Source organism: Pseudomonas sp. 21615526, from assembly GCF_013386245.1.
Classification (GTDB): Bacteria; Pseudomonadota; Gammaproteobacteria; order Pseudomonadales; family Pseudomonadaceae; genus Aquipseudomonas.
In genome coordinates, this window is record NZ_JACAOM010000007.1 from 75,872 (window position 1) to 92,504 (window position 16,633).

Sequence of the window (16,633 nt, forward strand, 5' to 3'; positions counted from 1 at the left end):
CTGCCTACTTTGGCGCGTCTGGCGTTGTAGCGCCCTGACCGGGGTCAGTTACCTTGAAGCGCAACACGCCGATCACTTGGCCATCTTCGGTCAGCACCCGTACCTGCCAGCGTCCTACCGAGTCGGGGGGGAAGTTCTGCTTGTGGGTCCAGGCCCGATAACCTTCCTTGCGCCCGCCATGGATGTCCAGGGCGATGCGGTCGACTTCCTTGCCGTTGAATTTCCACACATGGTAGATCCGCTCATCCAGGCCGCGCGGCGCGTTGATCGCGGTGTAGGCATACAGCCCGCTGCTGCGCAGTTGGGCGGCGCTGACTTCTTTCAGGTCATCGCCGGGCGTGCGGTCCTGCAATTGGGTGCTGATGGCCACTTCGGTCATCCACAGCGTAGCGGGCGGCACCCAAGTGCGCAGGAACCAGCCGGCGCAACCAATCGCTGCGGTAACCCCCAACAGCATCGCCCAGCCCTTGATGCTACGCAGCGGCAGGCTCACGGCCAGGCTCGGGATAGAGAGCGCCATCGCCACGCCGAGGGCCAGTTTGTAACTCTCGGCGGTGGTCAGGTGCAGGATGATCGGCAGCGCGGTCAGCAGGGCTGCGAACAGGGTCAGGGTGTGCAGTGCGAGAAACAGCGAGCGCTTGGGTGCCAGCCACTTGTAGTACAGCGGGTCGGTGATCGATACCAGTGCCGCCGCGCCCAGCAGGCCGGTAAAGATCGACTGGCCGCTGTTCCAGGTGGTGGTGACAAAAAAGAACGGCAGGACAAAAAACAGGCTTTCCTGATGGATCATCTGCGTGGCGTAGCGCAGCAGCGGTTCGGGGATTTCCCGTTTGAAGACTTTGCTGAACAGTTGGGTGAGGCTGTTTTCGAGCATCAGCCATAACCAGCTCACCAGCATGATGATCGCGATCCAGCTGGCCATGCCTTGCTGGCGATCCACCAGGATGAAGCTGCCCACACCCGAGATGAAACCGCCGAGTGCAATCACCCCTGGGTAGCGCTTCATCAGCTCGAGGATGCGCTGGATGGTGTGGGTCAGGATAGGCATTCGGCAGTTCACAGTCTTTGTAGGAAAAATCCCAGACAGAATAACGTTTTAGCCGTTTTCTCGGGGCCCGATTACGCAATCCCTTTGCGATAACGCCACACGCCTAGTAAAACAATCGCAATCAGCCCCAGTGCGCCTGCGGCGATCCAGTTGAGGCTATCGTAGCTGAACAACGGTTTCTCGATGCGCCAGTAGCCGTTCTGCTTGAACAGCTCGCGCATGGCCTGGTTGGCTTGCTCCAGGCTGACGGCCTTGATGCGCTTGGCCGGGTCGCTGAAATGCCCTTTGGCGTAGTCGCCCGAGGCACTCCAGTAATAGTCGGCCAACGCGCTGTTGCCTTGAACGGCCCACGCCTGGCGGGCAATGGCGGCTTGTTGCAGGCGGGCGAAGGTGGCCGGGTCGAGGCCGTCCTTGAGCAACTGGGCCCTGAGGGTTTCCAGCACGTGCTCGGCTTCGGGCAGGTTGTCGCGTTCAAGGTCGGCGTTGAGGCTCATGAAGCCGACGCCGCCCAGCACTTCGCGCTCGCTCCATGGGCCATAGGACAAGCCGTGCTGCAAGCGCAATTGACGATACAGCGCCCAATCCAGGTAGTCCTTGAGCAGGTCGAAGGTTTCATCGTACTGGTCGTCCAGCACCGGCTCGGGGAATAACCAGTGCAGCTTGGCGTTGTCACCGACCCAGCCATGGATCAGGTCGCGGCGGACGGCGGCGGCGTGTTGAATCTCCGGCAACGGGCGATGTTCGCTGGGGTCAACCGGATCCAGTGCGCCGTAGGTGCGTTCGAGATAGGCCGGCAGCAGCTTGTCGAGGTCGCCGACGATGATCAGGGTCATGTTGTTGGGGGCGTACCAGGCCTTGCGCAGCTTTTCCAACTGGTCGCGGGTCAGGTGCTCGACTTCGGCCCGCTCGGCGCATTTGAGCCCCAGTTCGACGGCAAGCTGACTGCTGGCCTTGTGGCCGAGGTCCTGGCGGTCCAGCAGCCGTTGCAGGTGTGAGTAATGGCCGCCGTCTTCGCGCTCCACCACCTGTTTGGCGGCATTGATGTTGGCGTCGGTCAGTTGGGTGCGGGTGATGATGGCCAGCAGCAGGTCGAGCACCTTGCGCTGGTTCTGCGCCGGAGCCTCGATGACGAAAGTGGTGTCGGCATTGCTGGTGTAGGCGTTCCAGTCGCCGCCGAGGGCTTGCATGCGTTCTTCCAGCTCACCTTCGCCGCCACCGTCGATTCCGCTGAACAGCAAATGCTCCAGCAGGTGCGGCAGTTCCTTGTCTTCGCAACTGAAGTCATCCAGGCCCACACCCACCACCAGGCGGATTGCCACGTGGCCGCGTTCGGTGCCCGGCTTGAGCAGCAATTGCAGGCCGTTGGGCAGGGTGTAGCCCTCGACTTGCAGGCGGTCAAAGGCAAAGGTGTGTGCCGAACCCATGAGCAGGCAGGCGAATAGCAGGCGACGCATAACAGGCTTCCTGGCGAGTGAGGTCCGTTGTTAACTGACTTCACTCGCCGTCGTACGTTCAGGGCGAATGGGTGATGTCGGCAATATCGTCCGCCGAGAGGGCGCCGGTGTCGGTGGTTTCCAGCACCACATAAGCGCTGCTGCAGAACAGCGAGTTGAGACGCTTCATGTCGGCAATCAGCTCCAGGTGCAAGGAACTGGTCTCCAGGCTCTGTACGATTTTACGTTGCAAGCGGCTGACGTGGGCGTGGGCCAGGCGACGCTCCTGGGCGCGGAAGCGGCGCTTTTCCCGCAGCAGTTGCCGGGCGCTTTCCGGGTCGGCACTGAGGAACACCGAGAGCCCCAGGCGCAGGTTGGCGATCAGTTGGGTTTGCAGGCCCGCGAGTTCCTCCAGGCCGACTTCGGAGAATGAACGGCGCTGGGAGGTCTTTTGCTGCTGGACCTTGCGCAGCATGCGTTCGATCAGGTCGCCGGCCAGTTTCAGGTTGATCGACAGTTCGATGATCTCGGCCCAGCGTCGGCTGTCCTGTTCGCTGAGGTCTTCCCGGGGCATTTGCGCGAGGTAGAGCTTGATCGCGCTGTAGAGCGCCTCGACATCGTCGCTCAGGCTGCGCATTTCCTGGGTGATGGCGGTTTGCTTGCCGCGCAGCACCTCCAGCATCGAGGTCAGCATGTTGTCGATCAGGTCGCCCAGACGCAGGGTTTCGCGGGCGGCGTTGGCCAGTGCCAGGCTTGGGGTGGCGAGTGCTGCCAGGTCCAGGTGGCGCGGCTTGGCCAGGCCGTTGACCTCTTCGCGTTCCGGGAGCAACCAGGCGCACAAGCGGGACATCGGGCCGATGGTGGGCAGCAGGATCAGGCAGCGAATAACGTTATAGAGCAGGTGGAAGGTGATCACCATGCCTTGGGCGCTGTAGTCCAGGTTATCCATCCAGCCGACCAGCGGGTCGAGTACCGGGATGATCAGCAGCAAGCCGATCAGCTTGTACAGCAGGCTGCCCAGGGCCACCTGGCGCCCGGCGGCGTTCTGCATGCTGGTGCTGAGGAAGGCCAGCACGCCGCTGCCGATGTTGGCGCCGATCACCAGGCCGATGGCCACGTGCAGGCCGATCACGCCGGCACCGGCGAGGGTCGCGGTCAGCAGGACGGCGGCCAGGCTGGAGTAGGAAATCATCGCGAACAGTGCGCCGACCAGGGCATCGAGCAAGATGTCGCCGGTCAGCGAGGCGAACAGGACCTTGACGCCCTGCGCGTGGGTGATCGGGCCCGCGGCTTCGACGATCAGTTGCAGCGCAAGGATGATCAGCCCGAGGCCGATCCCGACACGGCCCATCTGCCCGGCGCGTGTCTGTTTGCGCGACAGGAAGAAAATCACCCCGAGGAAAATCAACAGCGGCGACAGCCACGACAGGTCAAAGGTCAGCACCCGGGCCATCAGCGCGGTACCGACATCGGCACCGAGCATGGTCGCCAGGGCGGGCATCAGGCCCATCAGGCCCTGGCCGACAAACGAAGTCACCAGCATCGCCGTGGCGTTGCTGCTTTGCACCATGGCCGTCACCAGGATGCCGGCGATAAACGCCAGCCAGCGCTTGGACATGTTCTGCCCGATGACCTGGCGCAAGTTGGAGCCGTAGACCCGCAGGATGCCGGTACGGACGATGTGCGTGCCCCAGATCAGCAGGGTTACCGCGGAAAGCAGATTGAGCAGGGTCAGCATGCTGGGCCCCCTGTGTTGAGTCGTGCTCCAATCGGAGCAAGTGAATAGTGCCGCGTGCCGTTCTACGTCTTGTACTTAAGCTGTAGTTGGCGAATGGGCTCGGCGCCAGCATCGCATAGCTAAAGTCGGGATTGAAACAAAACTGTCATGAAATCAGCTTTTTGCAGATGAAAAAAAGGGGCTCTAAAGCCCCTTTTTCAGCAGCGGGTCCAGGTTATTGACCCGGAATGTCCTTGCGCAGTTTCACAGGATCCTGCTGTTTCTTCTTTTTCGCGATGGCGGTACGCATCTTGATGTTCACCGCTTCAACCGCCAGGGAGAACGCCATGGCGAAGTAAACGTAGCCTTTTGGCACGTGAACGTCGAAGGCTTCGGCGATCAGCACGGTACCCACCACCAGCAGGAACGACAGCGCCAGCATCTTCAGCGACGGGTGTTTGTCGATGAAATCGCTGATGGTGCCAGCGGCCAGCATCATCACGAGTACGGCGACGATGATCGCGGCCACCATCACCGGTACGTGGGAAACCATACCGACGGCGGTAATCACCGAGTCCAGGGAGAACACGATGTCGATGATCGCGATCTGGATGATGGTGTAGATGAACTTGCCACCGGCGCCCTTCGGCTCGTCGTGGGTTTCGTCTTCACCTTCCAGGGCGTGGTACATCTCCTGGGAGCTTTTCCACAGCAGGAACAGGCCACCGAAGAACAGGATCAGGTCGCGGCCGGAAATGCCTTGGCCGAACACCACGAACAGATCGTCGGTGAGGCGCATGACCCAAGTGATCGACAGCAGCAACAGGATCCGCGTGACCATCGCCAGCGCCAGGCCGAAGATCCGGGTACGCGCCTGCATGTGCTTGGGCATGCGGCTGACCAGGATCGAAATCATGATGATGTTATCGATGCCCAGGACGATCTCGAGGGCCGTCAGGGTGAAGAAGGCAATCCAGATTTCCGGATTGGTCAGCCATTCCATGTGTATTCCTTTGAGCGAGTGTTAGACCGCGCCAGCCTTAAGAGCCGGCGCAGTGAGTTGTACGATTATAGAGTGCTGAACAGCGGAAAAATCCCCATCAGCAAAGCGGCGACCATTATGCACAGGCACACCAGCACCGCCCACTTGAGGGTGAAGCGCTGGTGATCGCCAAATTCGATACCCGCCAGGGCTACCAGCAAGTAGGTCGATGGAACCAGTGGGCTCAACAAGTGCACAGGCTGGCCAACGATTGAGGCGCGGGCCATTTCCACGGCAGTGATGCCGTAGTGGCTGGCGGCTTCGGCCAGTACCGGCAGAACGCCGTAGTAGAAGGCATCGTTGGACATGAAGAAGGTAAACGGCATGCTCACCAGCGCGGTGATCACGGCCAGATAAGGCCCCAGCGCGTCAGGGATGACGGCCAGCAGGCTCTTGGACATGGCATCGACCATGCCGGTACCGGACAGGATGCCGGTGAAGATACCGGCGGCGAAGATCAGGCCTGTGACTGCCAGGACGCTGCCGGCATGGGCGGCGATCCGGTCTTTCTGCATCTGCAGGCACGGGTAGTTGACGATCATCGCGATACTGAAGGCCACCATGAACAGTACCGGCAGTGGCAACAGGCCGGCGATCAAGGTGCACATCAGGGCGAAGGTCAGTGCGCCGTTGAACCAGATCAGTTTCGGACGGCGGGCGTCCGGGTATTGCGAGACGCTGATTTCGCTGTGGTCGATTTCATCGCCTTGCAGGTGCAGCTCGCCCAGGCGTGCCCGTTCGCGCTTGCCGTACATATAGGCAATCACCAGGATGGCGACGACGCCGGCGGCCATGGCTGGAATCATCGGGACGAAAATATCCGATGGGTCCACGTGCAATGCACTGGCGGCGCGGGCGGTCGGGCCACCCCATGGGGTCATGTTCATCACCCCACCGGCGAGGATGATCAGGCCGGCCATGATCCGCGGGCTCATGCCGATGCGCTGGTACAGCGGCAGCATGGCGGCCACGCAGATCATGTAGGTGGTGGCGCCGTCTCCGTCCAGTGATACCACCAGGGCCAGCACGGCGGTGCCGACCGAGACCTTCAGCGGGTCGCCCTTGACCAGCTTGAGGATCTTGCGCACGGCCGGGTCGAACAGGCCGGAGTCGATCATCAAGGCGAAATAGAGGATGGCAAACATCAGCATTACGCCGGTCGGCGCAAGCTTGGTGATGCCCGCGAGCATCATCGGGCCGATCTGCGGGGCAAAGCCGCCGAACAGCGCGAACAGGATCGGTACGATGATCAGGGCGATCAGCGCAGACAGGCGCTTGGTCATGATCAGGAACATGAACGTGATGACCATGGCAAAGCCAAGGAAAGTCAGCATAGGAATACTCCAGGCGTAGCGCGGCTAGGGAATGGCGAACCGGTTGGGTCAGCGCAGAACGAAAGGCACGAGGCGTACGGGTGGAGTCGGGGCAAACAGGCGGGTACGAGCGGACATCGGGAATCACCATTGTTGTTGTTAACAACCGGTCTGTTGCCGGTAGTGGTGGGCGATCCTAGTCCCGGAAGCTTTCAGCCAGCTTTCGCTTGAGAAACGGGCTACGTTGAATGGACGACTGGTCCTGTATGAAATAAGGACGTGGGAGACAGAGCATGCATGAGCAACACCAAGGCGGCTGCCATTGCGGGCGGGTGCGTTATCAGTTCAGCGGGGCGTTGGTGGATATTGCCCACTGCCACTGTTCGATTTGCCGGCGGGTCAGCGGCGGCTTGGTGACAACCTGGATCACCCTGCCCCGTTCCGCGTTCGCCTGGGTGGCGGGAACGCCGGCGCAGTACGAATCTTCGCCGACATGCGTGCGGTATTTCTGTTCTAACTGTGGGGCGCATTTGGCGCTGGTAACGCAACTGAGTGCCGAGAGTATCGATGTGACCATCGCAACCCTGGATCACCCGGAGCTGGCCCCGGCAGATCGGCACATCTGGGTAGAGAGCCGATTGCCGTGGTTACACCTGGATGAGCAACTACCGGAAGAAGCCGGAGAAGCGCTCTAGGGCAGTTCGAACCCGCCGGAGGCCTTGTGCAGTGCGCGCAAGTGCTCGCCTAGCTGCTTGAGGTTGGCTTCACATGCGGCAATCTCCGCCGCGCGGGCCGGTTCCAGCAGCGCCCTCACCTCTTTGTCCAGATCGCCGGTCAGCGACTGCAACTGCTTCTGGCGCGCGGCGCTCTCTGATTCCAGGCGTTTGGATTCTGTTGGTTGTGGCAAGCCGTAACCGCTGGTGCCCAGCAGCTCTGCCGGGCGACTGAGGAAGCCACTGTTGGCGAGGATCTGCTGCAACGTCGCGTTGGCCTTTTCCATGCCGCCGTTCTTCAGCTCGCGGGCGCCAAGGTAGCGTTGCTTGACTTCATCCTGGGCCAGCATGAGCTGCTTGCGGAAGCTCGCCTGTTCCAGCAGCAACAAGGCGGCGCTGGCGCGCAGGTCGGCTTCGGCGAACCATGGGCGGCGCTCTTCGGCACTCAGTGACAACCAATCCTCCACTTCAGCCTGTTTGATCGGCAGGCGCTTTTTCAACACCTCGAACATCGCCTGGTAGCGCTCGCGGAAGGAGTCGAAGTGATAGCCGAGGCGCAGCGCGCGTTTTTTGTCGTCCAGCACACTGGTATCGGCCAGGCCTCGGCCCTTGAGGACTTCCAGCAGGCCATTGGGCGTGATGTTGTCCAGGCCGGTCAGCTGCGGGTTGGCGCTGCCGCTGCGTAACAGTTTCAGGCTCTCGACTGCGCAGTTGTTGGAGATGAAGAAGTAGTTGCCGTCGTAGCTCCAGTGCATTTCGGCGGCGTGTTCGACGGTATCGTTGATCTCCTGGCGCGTGAGCTTCAACGGCACCGACGCCAGGCCGCGCAGCTCGGTCTTGGTGTACTCGTCAATGACCTGAGACAGCGGCAGCACGAACAGCCGCGACGGGTATTTGCCGATCAGGCCGTCCCAGCTCGACAGTTGTACGTCACCGACAAACGCGCGGTAGGACAACACCAGGTGCTGGTCCAGGTCCAGGCGACAGTCCGGGCCTCGCGGCCGGCCCGGGGCGCAGATCACCAGGCGCAGCATGCTGTGGCCCCAGCGACTCACGAGGTTCTGGTTGGCTTCGGCCAGCAGGTAGTCGATTTCGTAGACCCGCTCGGGGTCGACCTGGCCCAGTGGAGTCTTGGCGAAGTCGTTGCCGGCGTTGAGGAAGGCGTAGGTTTTGGCACAGGTGTCCTGGGCGGGCGGCGCCCAGCCAAAGTGTTCCTTGTAATAGCGGTACAGCGAAGGCCGGCGGCAGGCATAGCTCGGGTCGAGGAGGAAGTACTCCATGTTGACGGCGACGAATTCCAGCGGGCTGGTGGTTTCGTAGATGTCCGGGCTGCGGGCGACCTGATGGTTGTTCTGTTCACGTTCGCCGCGACGGCCGACGTATTGCGGCCACCCGGCGAGGTCCAGCAGGCGTGGGTCATCGCTGAGGGTAAAGCGGCGGTCGTTCTGGCCCCGGCATTGATCGGGCAGGCCGATCAGGCCGGTGATGTTGTTCTGGCGGCTGCAACGCTGGATCAGCTTGCGGTCGGCGCTGGACCACAGGCGGGCACGGTCATAGATGTGGGTCAGTTCATGCAGCACGGTGGCGAGCATTTCCCGGCGTACGGTGCCGTGGGGGCGATTGGTTTTTTGCGTCGCGGCACTGCCGTCGGTAAGGCTTTCCAGCAAGTTGCTGTTGAGGTCCAGTTCGGACACCAGCGAAGCCTGGCCGTAGGCGTTCTCGGGCATCTTGTCGGTCCAGCCGACGTCGATGGTCCGGTCCAGTTGCTCGATGAAGCGCGGCGGCAACGCCTGCATCGCTTCATCCAGCAATGCCTGGCTCGCCTGCTGCTGGGCCGGGCTCAAGCCATCGGTCTTGAGCCGCAGTTGCAGGGCGGCCTGAGCCGCGCTGGCGCCCAGCAGCAAGGTGCCGGCCAGTAGCCAGGCGGCAATGCGCCTCACAGAGAGAGGATAGCTTCGGCGAGGACCTGGTCGCTGGCGTCGCGGGCTTCCGGCACGCGGGTTCGCAGGGTGTCGAAGGCGGCTTCCAGTTGAGCGCCACGAATCTCGCCATCGCTGGCGACGAAACTGGCGGCATCGTCGTGGGCTTCGCGTACGACTTTGGAGTCGCGGATGGACGTGGTGGTGTCCGAGGTGAAATCGATGGTACGGGCCGAGGCTCGGACGATGATGTTACTGGTGGCCTTCAGGGTTTGTGCCTGGGCAACACCGGCCAACAACAGCAGGCCGAGAGCGGCGGCGATCAGCGGGCTACGCATGGAATGACTCCGAAATACAAAGATGATTATTGGACGAGAATTGCTTGCGCCAGTTCAAGGTCACTGGCGTTAAGTTTTGGCTGGGTATGGCGCAGATAATCCAGCGCTGATTCCAGTCGGGCTCCCCGCCATTGGCCGTCAGTGGCAATGAAAGCGGCAGCGTCATCCTGGGCGGCCAGTATCAGTTTATGGTCGAACGGTGCGGAGGTCACTTTGCTGGTGGCATACGCACTGACAACGAGGCTCTGGGTGGACAGGTCAAAGGCCGGAGCTTGCGTGGACCAGCAGGTGCAAAACACTACGGGAGCGATCAACAGGCGGTATGAAAAAGCCATGGGACTCGACAACTGAAAACGAGCGCCAAGGCTAGCGCAATGCCCGGGCGAGAGCCAGCGCGGAGGGTTCGGGGAGCGCCTGGCGCCCCCTTTATCCCACCTGCGGTCAGATGGCCAGGATCGCCTGGGCCAGCTGCGCGTCAGTCGCGGTATTCAGTTGTGGAGCCTGTTGGCGGATCTGGGCCAGGGCGCTTTCCAGTTTTACGCCACGGATGGCGCCTTCGCTGGCAACGAAGCTGGCGGCGTCGTCACGGGCAGCACGTACGACCTTGTTGTCACGCAGGGAGGAAGTGGCATCGGAGGTGGCGTCTGAGGTGGCTTTCAGTGCGCCGACGATCGAATCCGTGGTCACGATCAGGCTGGAGGCGTTGGCATTGGCAACCAGGGCCAGCAGAGCTGCAGCGCTCAGCAGGTGAAGACGGGACATGGGGTGACTCCTGTAAATGAACGAAAGGGTGGCACAAAGCTACTGCTTGAGCAGCGAGACCATGGGCATCAGACGCCCGTTCTACAGGGTTCGCCACGTGGTAGCCGGATATTAGCCGCCGCTTATCTGTTCGGATAGCTTCCTGCGGTGATTACTCGCGCCAGAACGATTTGGTCAGCTCAGATGCCCGGTCGCCGTGACTGATACCCGCATCGGACAATTCCCGCGGATCCAGTTGAGCCAGCAGCCTGCGTGTGCGGGCCCGTTGCCCCCAGCAGACGAGTGCTGCAGCGGTGCGCTTGAGTAGCTGTATCAACCGAGGGTGTTGCTGGTTTTTGGTATTCATGACGCGCGCCTTTCATGAGGTCCTGGAACACCATCTTGGGCTGGAGGGTGCTACCGGTACAGATACACGCGGGTTAAATTGTACTGCTTAATTGTTATATTTTTTAAACTGTATCGGTCTGTAGAAAGCCGACTGTTTTCGCCATTGAAAATCCAAACCCCAGAAACAGCAGAACCCGCCGCCGGTTACCCGGGGCGGGTTCTGCTTTAACAATTCGGAGTGCTGGCGGTGGACCCGGTGGGTCAGGGCCAGCGGACGCTAATTAGCGCCAGAACGGCTTGCTCAGCTCTTCGTAGCGTTGTGCTTCGCTGATACCGGCGTCAGCCAGCAGACGCGAATCCAGACGAGCCAGTTGATGGCGGCTGGAGATGCGGCGCTGCCACAACATCAGGTTGGCGAGAACGCGCAGAGGCAGGGAAGCCTGGGTGTTTACAGCTTTTTCTTCGAAGAACAGATCGGAACTGAGTGTACGTTCCATGATGACATCCTTCCGCTTGTGGCGGGATTAGGTAGTGGTTTAACTGGTGCCAATGATCCTCCTCCCGCGCAAGACTCTCTAGATACAGTTCACCTGTATTGTGAGGGGCCAGTTAACTGTTTATAGGGGCTGTACTGTACGAAATTGGGGCAACTGTACCTGTCGGCACTTTTATGGTGCGTTTTAGGCGTTTATGGAGTTCGAGGCAGGATATTTCAGTAGGAAATGACCGGTACAGCAGTACAGTTTTTTATAAAACTTGGGCTCGGAAGCTCGGGCTGATGAAACTGTGTTTGCATCAGCCCGAATCTGTATCAATCACGCCTTCAGCATATGCCCGGTTTCTTCCAGGTTGATGTGCCAACTCAGTGCTTCTCGCAGGATATGCGGGGTGTGCCCGCCCAGCACACAGGCTTGGGTGAAGTAGGTGTTCAGGGCATCGCGGTACGCCGGGTGCACACAGTTGTCGATGATGACCCGAGCCCGCTCCCGCGGCGCCAGGCCCCGCAGGTCCGCCAGGCCGACCTCGGTCACGAGGATGTCGACGTCATGCTCGGTATGGTCCACATGGCTGACCATTGGCACCACGCTGGAAATCGCGCCGGCCTTGGCAATCGACTTGGTGACAAAGATCGCCAGGTGCGCGTTGCGCGCAAAGTCGCCCGAGCCGCCAATTCCGTTCATCATCCGGGTGCCGCAGACGTGGGTGGAGTTGACGTTGCCATAGATGTCGAACTCCAGCGCGGTGTTAATGCCGATGATGCCCAGGCGCCGCACCACTTCCGGGTGATTGGAGATTTCCTGGGGCCGCAGCACCAATTTGTCTTTGTAGCGCTCCAGGTTGCCGAACACGTCGGCGTTGCGCCGTTCCGACAATGTGATCGAACTGCCTGAGGCAAAGCTCAGCTTGCCTGCGTCGATCAGGTCGAATGTGGAATCCTGGAGGACTTCCGAATACATCGTCAGGTCTTCGAAGGGCGACTCGATCAAACCGCACATCACCGCATTGGCGATGTTGCCGATGCCTGCCTGCAGCGGGCCGAGCTTGTTGGTCATGCGTCCGGCGTCGACTTCTTCTTTAAGGAAGTTGATCAGGTGATTGGCGATCGACTGGGTGTCGCTGTCGGGCGGCGTCACGGTGGAGGCCGAATCCGCCTGATTGGTGATGACGATCGCGACGATCTTTTCCGGCGGAATCGGAATCGCGGTGCTGCCGATACGGTCGTCCACGGCCACCAGCGGAATTGGCGTGCGGGTCGGGCGATAGCTCGGGATATAGATGTCGTGCAGGCCTTCCAGGTTCGGGTTATGCGCCATATTGATCTCGACGATCACCTGCTTGGCGAAAATCGCGAAACTGGCGGAGTTGCCCACGGAAGTGGTTGGCACAATGTGGCCTTGCTCGGTGATCGCTACGGCTTCGATCACCGCGATGTCCGGTAGCTTGAGCTGATTGTTGCGCAGCTGCTCGACGGTTTCCGACAAATGCTGGTCGATAAACATCACCTCGCCGGCGTTGATCGCCTTGCGCAGGGTGCTATCTACCTGAAATGGCATGCGTCGCGACAGTACACCGGCTTCGGTCAGTTGCTTGTCCAGGTCGTTGCCCAGGCTGGCGCCGGTCATCAGGGTAATTTTCAGCGGTGATGTCTTGGCGCGTTCGGCCAAGGCGTGGGGCACGGCCTTGGCCTCACCGGCGCGGGTGAAGCCGCTCATGCCGACGGTCATGCCGTCCTGGATCAGTGCGGCAGCGTCAGCCGCGCTCATGACCTTGTTCAACAACGAAGGCAAGCGGATACGATCACGGTACATGGATTGTTATCTCGGGCTACGGAAGCAAGATGCGCAGTCTAGTGATTTCAAAAAATTTCGTCCCGCTACCATGGTCGAATGCCAGGCAGCGATTTAGAGCCTTTTGTCGGTTTTTACCGGCAATAAAAAACCCCAGCCTACTAAAGGCCAGGGTTTTGGGTATTGCGCTGGCGCAGTGTTTATTCGACGGCCTTGACCATGTCTTCGATGACCTTCTTGGCGTCGCCGAAGACCATCATGGTCTTGTCCAGGTAGAACAGTTCGTTGTCCAGGCCGGCATAGCCGCTGGCCATCGAGCGCTTGTTGACGATGATGGTCTTGGCCTTGAACGCTTCGAGGATCGGCATGCCCGCGATGGGCGACTTGGGATCGTTCTTGGCGGCCGGGTTGACCACGTCGTTGGCGCCTAGCACCAGTACCACGTCGGCCTGGCCGAACTCGGAGTTGATGTCTTCCATCTCGAACACCTGGTCGTAAGGCACTTCTGCCTCGGCCAGCAATACGTTCATGTGACCAGGCATACGGCCTGCAACCGGGTGGATCGCGTACTTCACGGTCACGCCGCGGTGGGTCAGCTTCTCGGTCAGCTCTTTCAGCGCATGTTGTGCCCGTGCCACCGCCAGGCCGTAGCCCGGTACGATGATTACGGTGTCGGCGTTGGTCAGCAGGAAGGTTGCATCGTCAGCCGAGCCGGATTTCACCGGGCGCGCTTCTTTCGAGCCGGCCGGGCCGGCGGCGTCTGCCGTGTTGCCGAAACCGCCGAGCAGTACATTAAAGAAGGAGCGGTTCATCGCCTTGCACATGATGTACGACAGGATCGCACCGCTTGAACCCACCAGCGAACCGGCGATGATCAGCATCGAGTTGTTCAGCGAGAAGCCGATCCCCGCCGCAGCCCAGCCGGAGTAGCTGTTGAGCATCGAGACGACCACCGGCATGTCGGCGCCGCCAATCGGGATAATGATCAGCACGCCCAGCACGAACGCCAGGGCCAGCATCAATGCGAAGGCGCTGAGGTTGCCGGTGAACATGAAGGCCAGGCCCAGGCCCAGCGTCAACAGCCCCAGCACCAGGTTCAGCTTGTGCTGACCGCCGAACTGTACTGGTGCGCCCTGAAACAGGCGGAACTTGTACTTACCCGACAGCTTGCCGAAGGCGATGACCGAGCCGGAGAACGTAATTGCACCGATGGCTGCACCGAGGAACAACTCCAGGCGGTTACCGGCGGGGATCGAATCCCCCAGGTGTTTCACGATACCCAGCGACTGTGGTTCCACGACTGCGGCGATGGCGATAAACACTGCAGCCAGGCCGATCATGCTGTGCATGAACGCCACCAGCTCCGGCATCTTGGTCATTTCCACGCGCTTGGCCATGATCGAGCCGGCGGTGCCGCCGACCAGCAGGCCAACGATGACGTAGCCAATTCCGGCAGTGGCCAGCTCGGCGCCGAGCTTATAGATGAGGCCCACGGTGGTGAGTACTGCCAGCGCCATGCCGAGCATGCCGAACAGGTTGCCGCGCCGGGACGTCGTCGGGTGTGACAGGCCTTTAAGGGCCTGGATAAAGCAGATCGACGCGATCAGGTAGAGCGTCGTGACCAGATTCATGCTCATGACGATGGCGCCTCTTCTTTTGCTTTCGGGGCTTTCTTCTTGAACATCTCAAGCATCCTGCGGGTAACCAGGAAGCCACCGAACACGTTGACCGCCGCGAGGGCTACGGCCAGGGTGCCCATGGTCTTGCCCAGTGGTGTCACGGTGAGTGCGGCTGCCAGCATGGCGCCGACGATCACGATCGCCGAAATTGCGTTGGTCACGGCCATCAGCGGGGTGTGCAGGGCCGGGGTGACGTTCCAGACCACGTGATAACCGACATAAATCGCCAGCACGAAGATGATCAGGTTGTAGATACCGGGGGAAATAAGCTCTTCCATCGTCTGAATCCCTGCTTAGGCGTTTTTGCGGATGACTTGGCCGTCGCGGCACATCAGGCACGCGGCGACGATGTCGTCTTCGAGGTTGATTTCAAACTGCCCTTCCTTGGTGAAGACCAGCTTCAGGAAGTCCAGCAGGTTGCGTGCGTACAGCGCCGAGGCATCGGCGGCGACGGCGCCGGCCAGGTTGGTCGGGCCGCAGATGGTCACACCGTTTTCCACGACCACCTGGTCTGCCACGGTCAGCGGGCAGTTGCCGCCCTGGGCTGCGGCGAGGTCGATGACCACCGAGCCTGGCTTCATCTGAGCGACGGTCTCGGCGCTGAGCAGGGTCGGTGCCTTGCGGCCCGGAATCAGTGCGGTGGTGATGACGATGTCGGCTTGCTTGGCACGTTCATGCACGGCCAGGGCCTGGCGCTGCATCCAGCTTGTTGGCATTGGGCGCGCGTAACCGCCCACGCCAACCGCGCATTCACGTTCTTCATCAGTTTCGTATGGCACGTCGACGAACTTGGCGCCCAGGGATTCGATCTGTTCCTTTACCGCCGGACGCACGTCGGACGCTTCGATGACCGCACCCAGGCGTTTCGCGGTAGCGATCGCCTGCAGCCCTGCTACACCAGCTCCAAGAATCAGCACGCGAGCGGCTTTCACCGTTCCGGCGGCGGTCATCAGCATTGGCATGAAGCGTGGGTAGTGATGGGCGGCGAGCAGTACAGCCTTGTAGCCGGCAATGTTTGCCTGGGAAGAAAGCACATCCAGGCTCTGCGCGCGGGAGGTGCGCGGCGCGGCCTCAAGGGCAAAGGCCGTGATGCCATGCTCGGCCAGTCGAGTGATGGTTTCGTTGCTGAACGGATTGAGCATGCCCACCAGCACTGCGCCGCTTTTGATCAGCGTCAGTTCGCTGTCATTGGGGGCGACTACCTTGAGGATCAGCTCGGCGCCGAATGCATCACTGGCGTTGCCAATGGTTGCGCCTGCCGCTTCATAGGCACTGTCGACGACACTGGCATTGATGCCTGCCCCGCTTTGCACAGTGACCTTGTGGCCCTGGCCGATCAGCTTCTTGATGGTTTCCGGGGTGGCAGCCACCCGCGTTTCACCGGTCTGGGTTTCGAGAGGAACACCAATGTGCACGTCAAATCTCCTGCATGATCTTTTTGCTTTGATTTTTGTAAAAGGCCAGTGCGCCACGACAGGCGAATCTGGGCGGCCGATCAGCACGATCCCGCTGAAATACAGCGGGGCGCGGCATTTTGCAGGCGAACTTTACGGCCTTCAAGAGATTATGACGGGTGACGAAAAATTAACTACAAGTCACCCCGTGACCGATTGTCGCAATGGATAGATTAAAGTCGTTTAAATACAGGAGATTAAAGAGTTTTTACCGAAATATCAGCGCATCTCCATCGCCGACGTGAATGCTTGGGCATCGCTGCAATTTTATGGCTACAGGCCAATACCTACATGGCTTAAAGGCCATTTCAGGGTCAAAAGATGCGGTCTTCTAAATTGCGACATATATATACATATGTAGGTATTTTATTTTGTTGACTACAAAGTTAATAAATTGACGAAGACCCTTTAGAGATTGGGGTTGTAACGATGCGACTGATCAATCAGCCAGTCTCTGAACGCATGCAGAGAAGCGGATTCGACCTTTCTCTCGGGAATCATCAGGTAGTAAGCCTTTGAGCTCGCCAGTACCTGAGGGCTGGCAATCACCAAGTGCCCATCGCTCAGTTCCCTTTGAATAAGGAACGGCGGTATCAGTGC

Annotated in this window: 16 protein-coding genes and 1 pseudogene; 1 reads left to right on the forward strand and 16 read right to left on the reverse strand. The window is 60.3% G+C overall.

Features of this window, described 5'->3' with window-relative positions; translation table 11 throughout:
* Positions 1-4: 4 nt before the first annotated feature.
* The 5 genes from HX786_RS03160 to HX786_RS03180 all read right to left on the reverse strand — a co-directional run bounded on the left by HX786_RS03160 (position 5) and on the right by HX786_RS03180 (position 6,574).
* Positions 5-1,048, reverse strand: a complete 1,044-nt coding sequence (locus HX786_RS03160) for a DUF5924 family protein (RefSeq protein WP_003214774.1) — start codon at positions 1,046-1,048, stop codon at positions 5-7.
* Between the two features lie 71 nt (positions 1,049-1,119).
* Positions 1,120-2,502, reverse strand: a complete 1,383-nt coding sequence (locus tag HX786_RS03165) for a pitrilysin family protein (protein ID WP_003214772.1) — start codon at positions 2,500-2,502, stop codon at positions 1,120-1,122.
* A gap of 58 nt (positions 2,503-2,560) precedes the next feature.
* Positions 2,561-4,219: a Na/Pi cotransporter family protein gene (locus HX786_RS03170; RefSeq protein ID WP_003214770.1), complete on the reverse strand. Its 1,659-nt coding sequence runs from the start codon at positions 4,217-4,219 to the stop codon at positions 2,561-2,563.
* Between the two features lie 214 nt (positions 4,220-4,433).
* Positions 4,434-5,201, reverse strand: coding sequence for a TerC family protein (locus HX786_RS03175; RefSeq protein WP_003214768.1), 768 nt, complete (start codon positions 5,199-5,201; stop codon positions 4,434-4,436).
* Between the two features lie 65 nt (positions 5,202-5,266).
* Positions 5,267-6,574, reverse strand: a complete 1,308-nt coding sequence (locus HX786_RS03180) for a CitMHS family transporter (RefSeq protein WP_003214766.1) — start codon at positions 6,572-6,574, stop codon at positions 5,267-5,269.
* 272 nt (positions 6,575-6,846) lie between these two features.
* Here HX786_RS03180 and HX786_RS03185 point away from each other — a divergent pair, with 272 nt between their 5' ends.
* Positions 6,847-7,248, forward strand: coding sequence for a GFA family protein (locus tag HX786_RS03185; RefSeq protein ID WP_008439652.1), 402 nt, complete (start codon positions 6,847-6,849; stop codon positions 7,246-7,248).
* On the opposite strand, the gene HX786_RS03190 is transcribed toward HX786_RS03185, so the two are convergent.
* From HX786_RS03190 to HX786_RS31735, 11 genes and pseudogenes are all read right to left on the reverse strand, one after another.
* Positions 7,245-9,206: a DUF4105 domain-containing protein gene (locus tag HX786_RS03190; protein WP_087694540.1), complete on the reverse strand. Its 1,962-nt coding sequence runs from the start codon at positions 9,204-9,206 to the stop codon at positions 7,245-7,247. The two genes, HX786_RS03185 and HX786_RS03190, sit on opposite strands and share 4 nt — an antisense overlap.
* A complete protein-coding gene (locus tag HX786_RS03195; protein WP_076013343.1) occupies positions 9,203-9,523 on the reverse strand; it encodes a DUF2388 domain-containing protein in 321 nt (106 codons plus the stop codon). Before HX786_RS03195 ends, HX786_RS03190 begins: the two co-directional genes overlap by 4 nt.
* Before the next feature lie 26 nt (positions 9,524-9,549).
* Complete coding sequence (locus tag HX786_RS03200) at positions 9,550-9,858, reverse strand: DUF2388 domain-containing protein (protein ID WP_008439654.1); 309 nt, start codon at positions 9,856-9,858, stop codon at positions 9,550-9,552.
* 106 nt (positions 9,859-9,964) lie between these two features.
* Positions 9,965-10,285: a DUF2388 domain-containing protein gene (locus HX786_RS03205; RefSeq protein WP_003214756.1), complete on the reverse strand. Its 321-nt coding sequence runs from the start codon at positions 10,283-10,285 to the stop codon at positions 9,965-9,967.
* Between the two features lie 151 nt (positions 10,286-10,436).
* Entirely contained in the window at positions 10,437-10,631 is a 195-nt protein-coding gene (locus HX786_RS03210; RefSeq protein WP_177116527.1) for a DUF1127 domain-containing protein, read from the reverse strand.
* Positions 10,632-10,893: 262 nt separating this feature from the next.
* Positions 10,894-11,109: a DUF1127 domain-containing protein gene (locus HX786_RS03215; RefSeq protein ID WP_003214752.1), complete on the reverse strand. Its 216-nt coding sequence runs from the start codon at positions 11,107-11,109 to the stop codon at positions 10,894-10,896.
* 318 nt (positions 11,110-11,427) lie between these two features.
* Positions 11,428-12,921: an acetyl-CoA hydrolase/transferase family protein gene (locus HX786_RS03220; protein ID WP_087694539.1), complete on the reverse strand. Its 1,494-nt coding sequence runs from the start codon at positions 12,919-12,921 to the stop codon at positions 11,428-11,430.
* A 179-nt stretch (positions 12,922-13,100) separates the two neighbouring features.
* Positions 13,101-14,537, reverse strand: coding sequence for an NAD(P)(+) transhydrogenase (Re/Si-specific) subunit beta (locus tag HX786_RS03225; RefSeq protein WP_003214748.1), 1,437 nt, complete (start codon positions 14,535-14,537; stop codon positions 13,101-13,103).
* The gene (locus HX786_RS03230) at positions 14,534-14,857 is read right to left on the reverse strand and encodes an NAD(P) transhydrogenase subunit alpha (protein ID WP_008439664.1); all 324 of its coding nucleotides are present in this window, start codon (positions 14,855-14,857) and stop codon (positions 14,534-14,536) included. Before HX786_RS03230 ends, HX786_RS03225 begins: the two co-directional genes overlap by 4 nt.
* A gap of 15 nt (positions 14,858-14,872) precedes the next feature.
* Positions 14,873-15,994 carry a Re/Si-specific NAD(P)(+) transhydrogenase subunit alpha gene (locus HX786_RS03235; RefSeq protein ID WP_003214747.1) on the reverse strand — a complete coding sequence of 374 codons (1,122 nt, stop codon included), beginning with the start codon at positions 15,992-15,994 and terminating at the stop codon, positions 14,873-14,875.
* A gap of 447 nt (positions 15,995-16,441) precedes the next feature.
* Positions 16,442-16,633 (reverse strand): annotated as a pseudogene (locus HX786_RS31735) (LysR family transcriptional regulator); the annotation flags it as partial.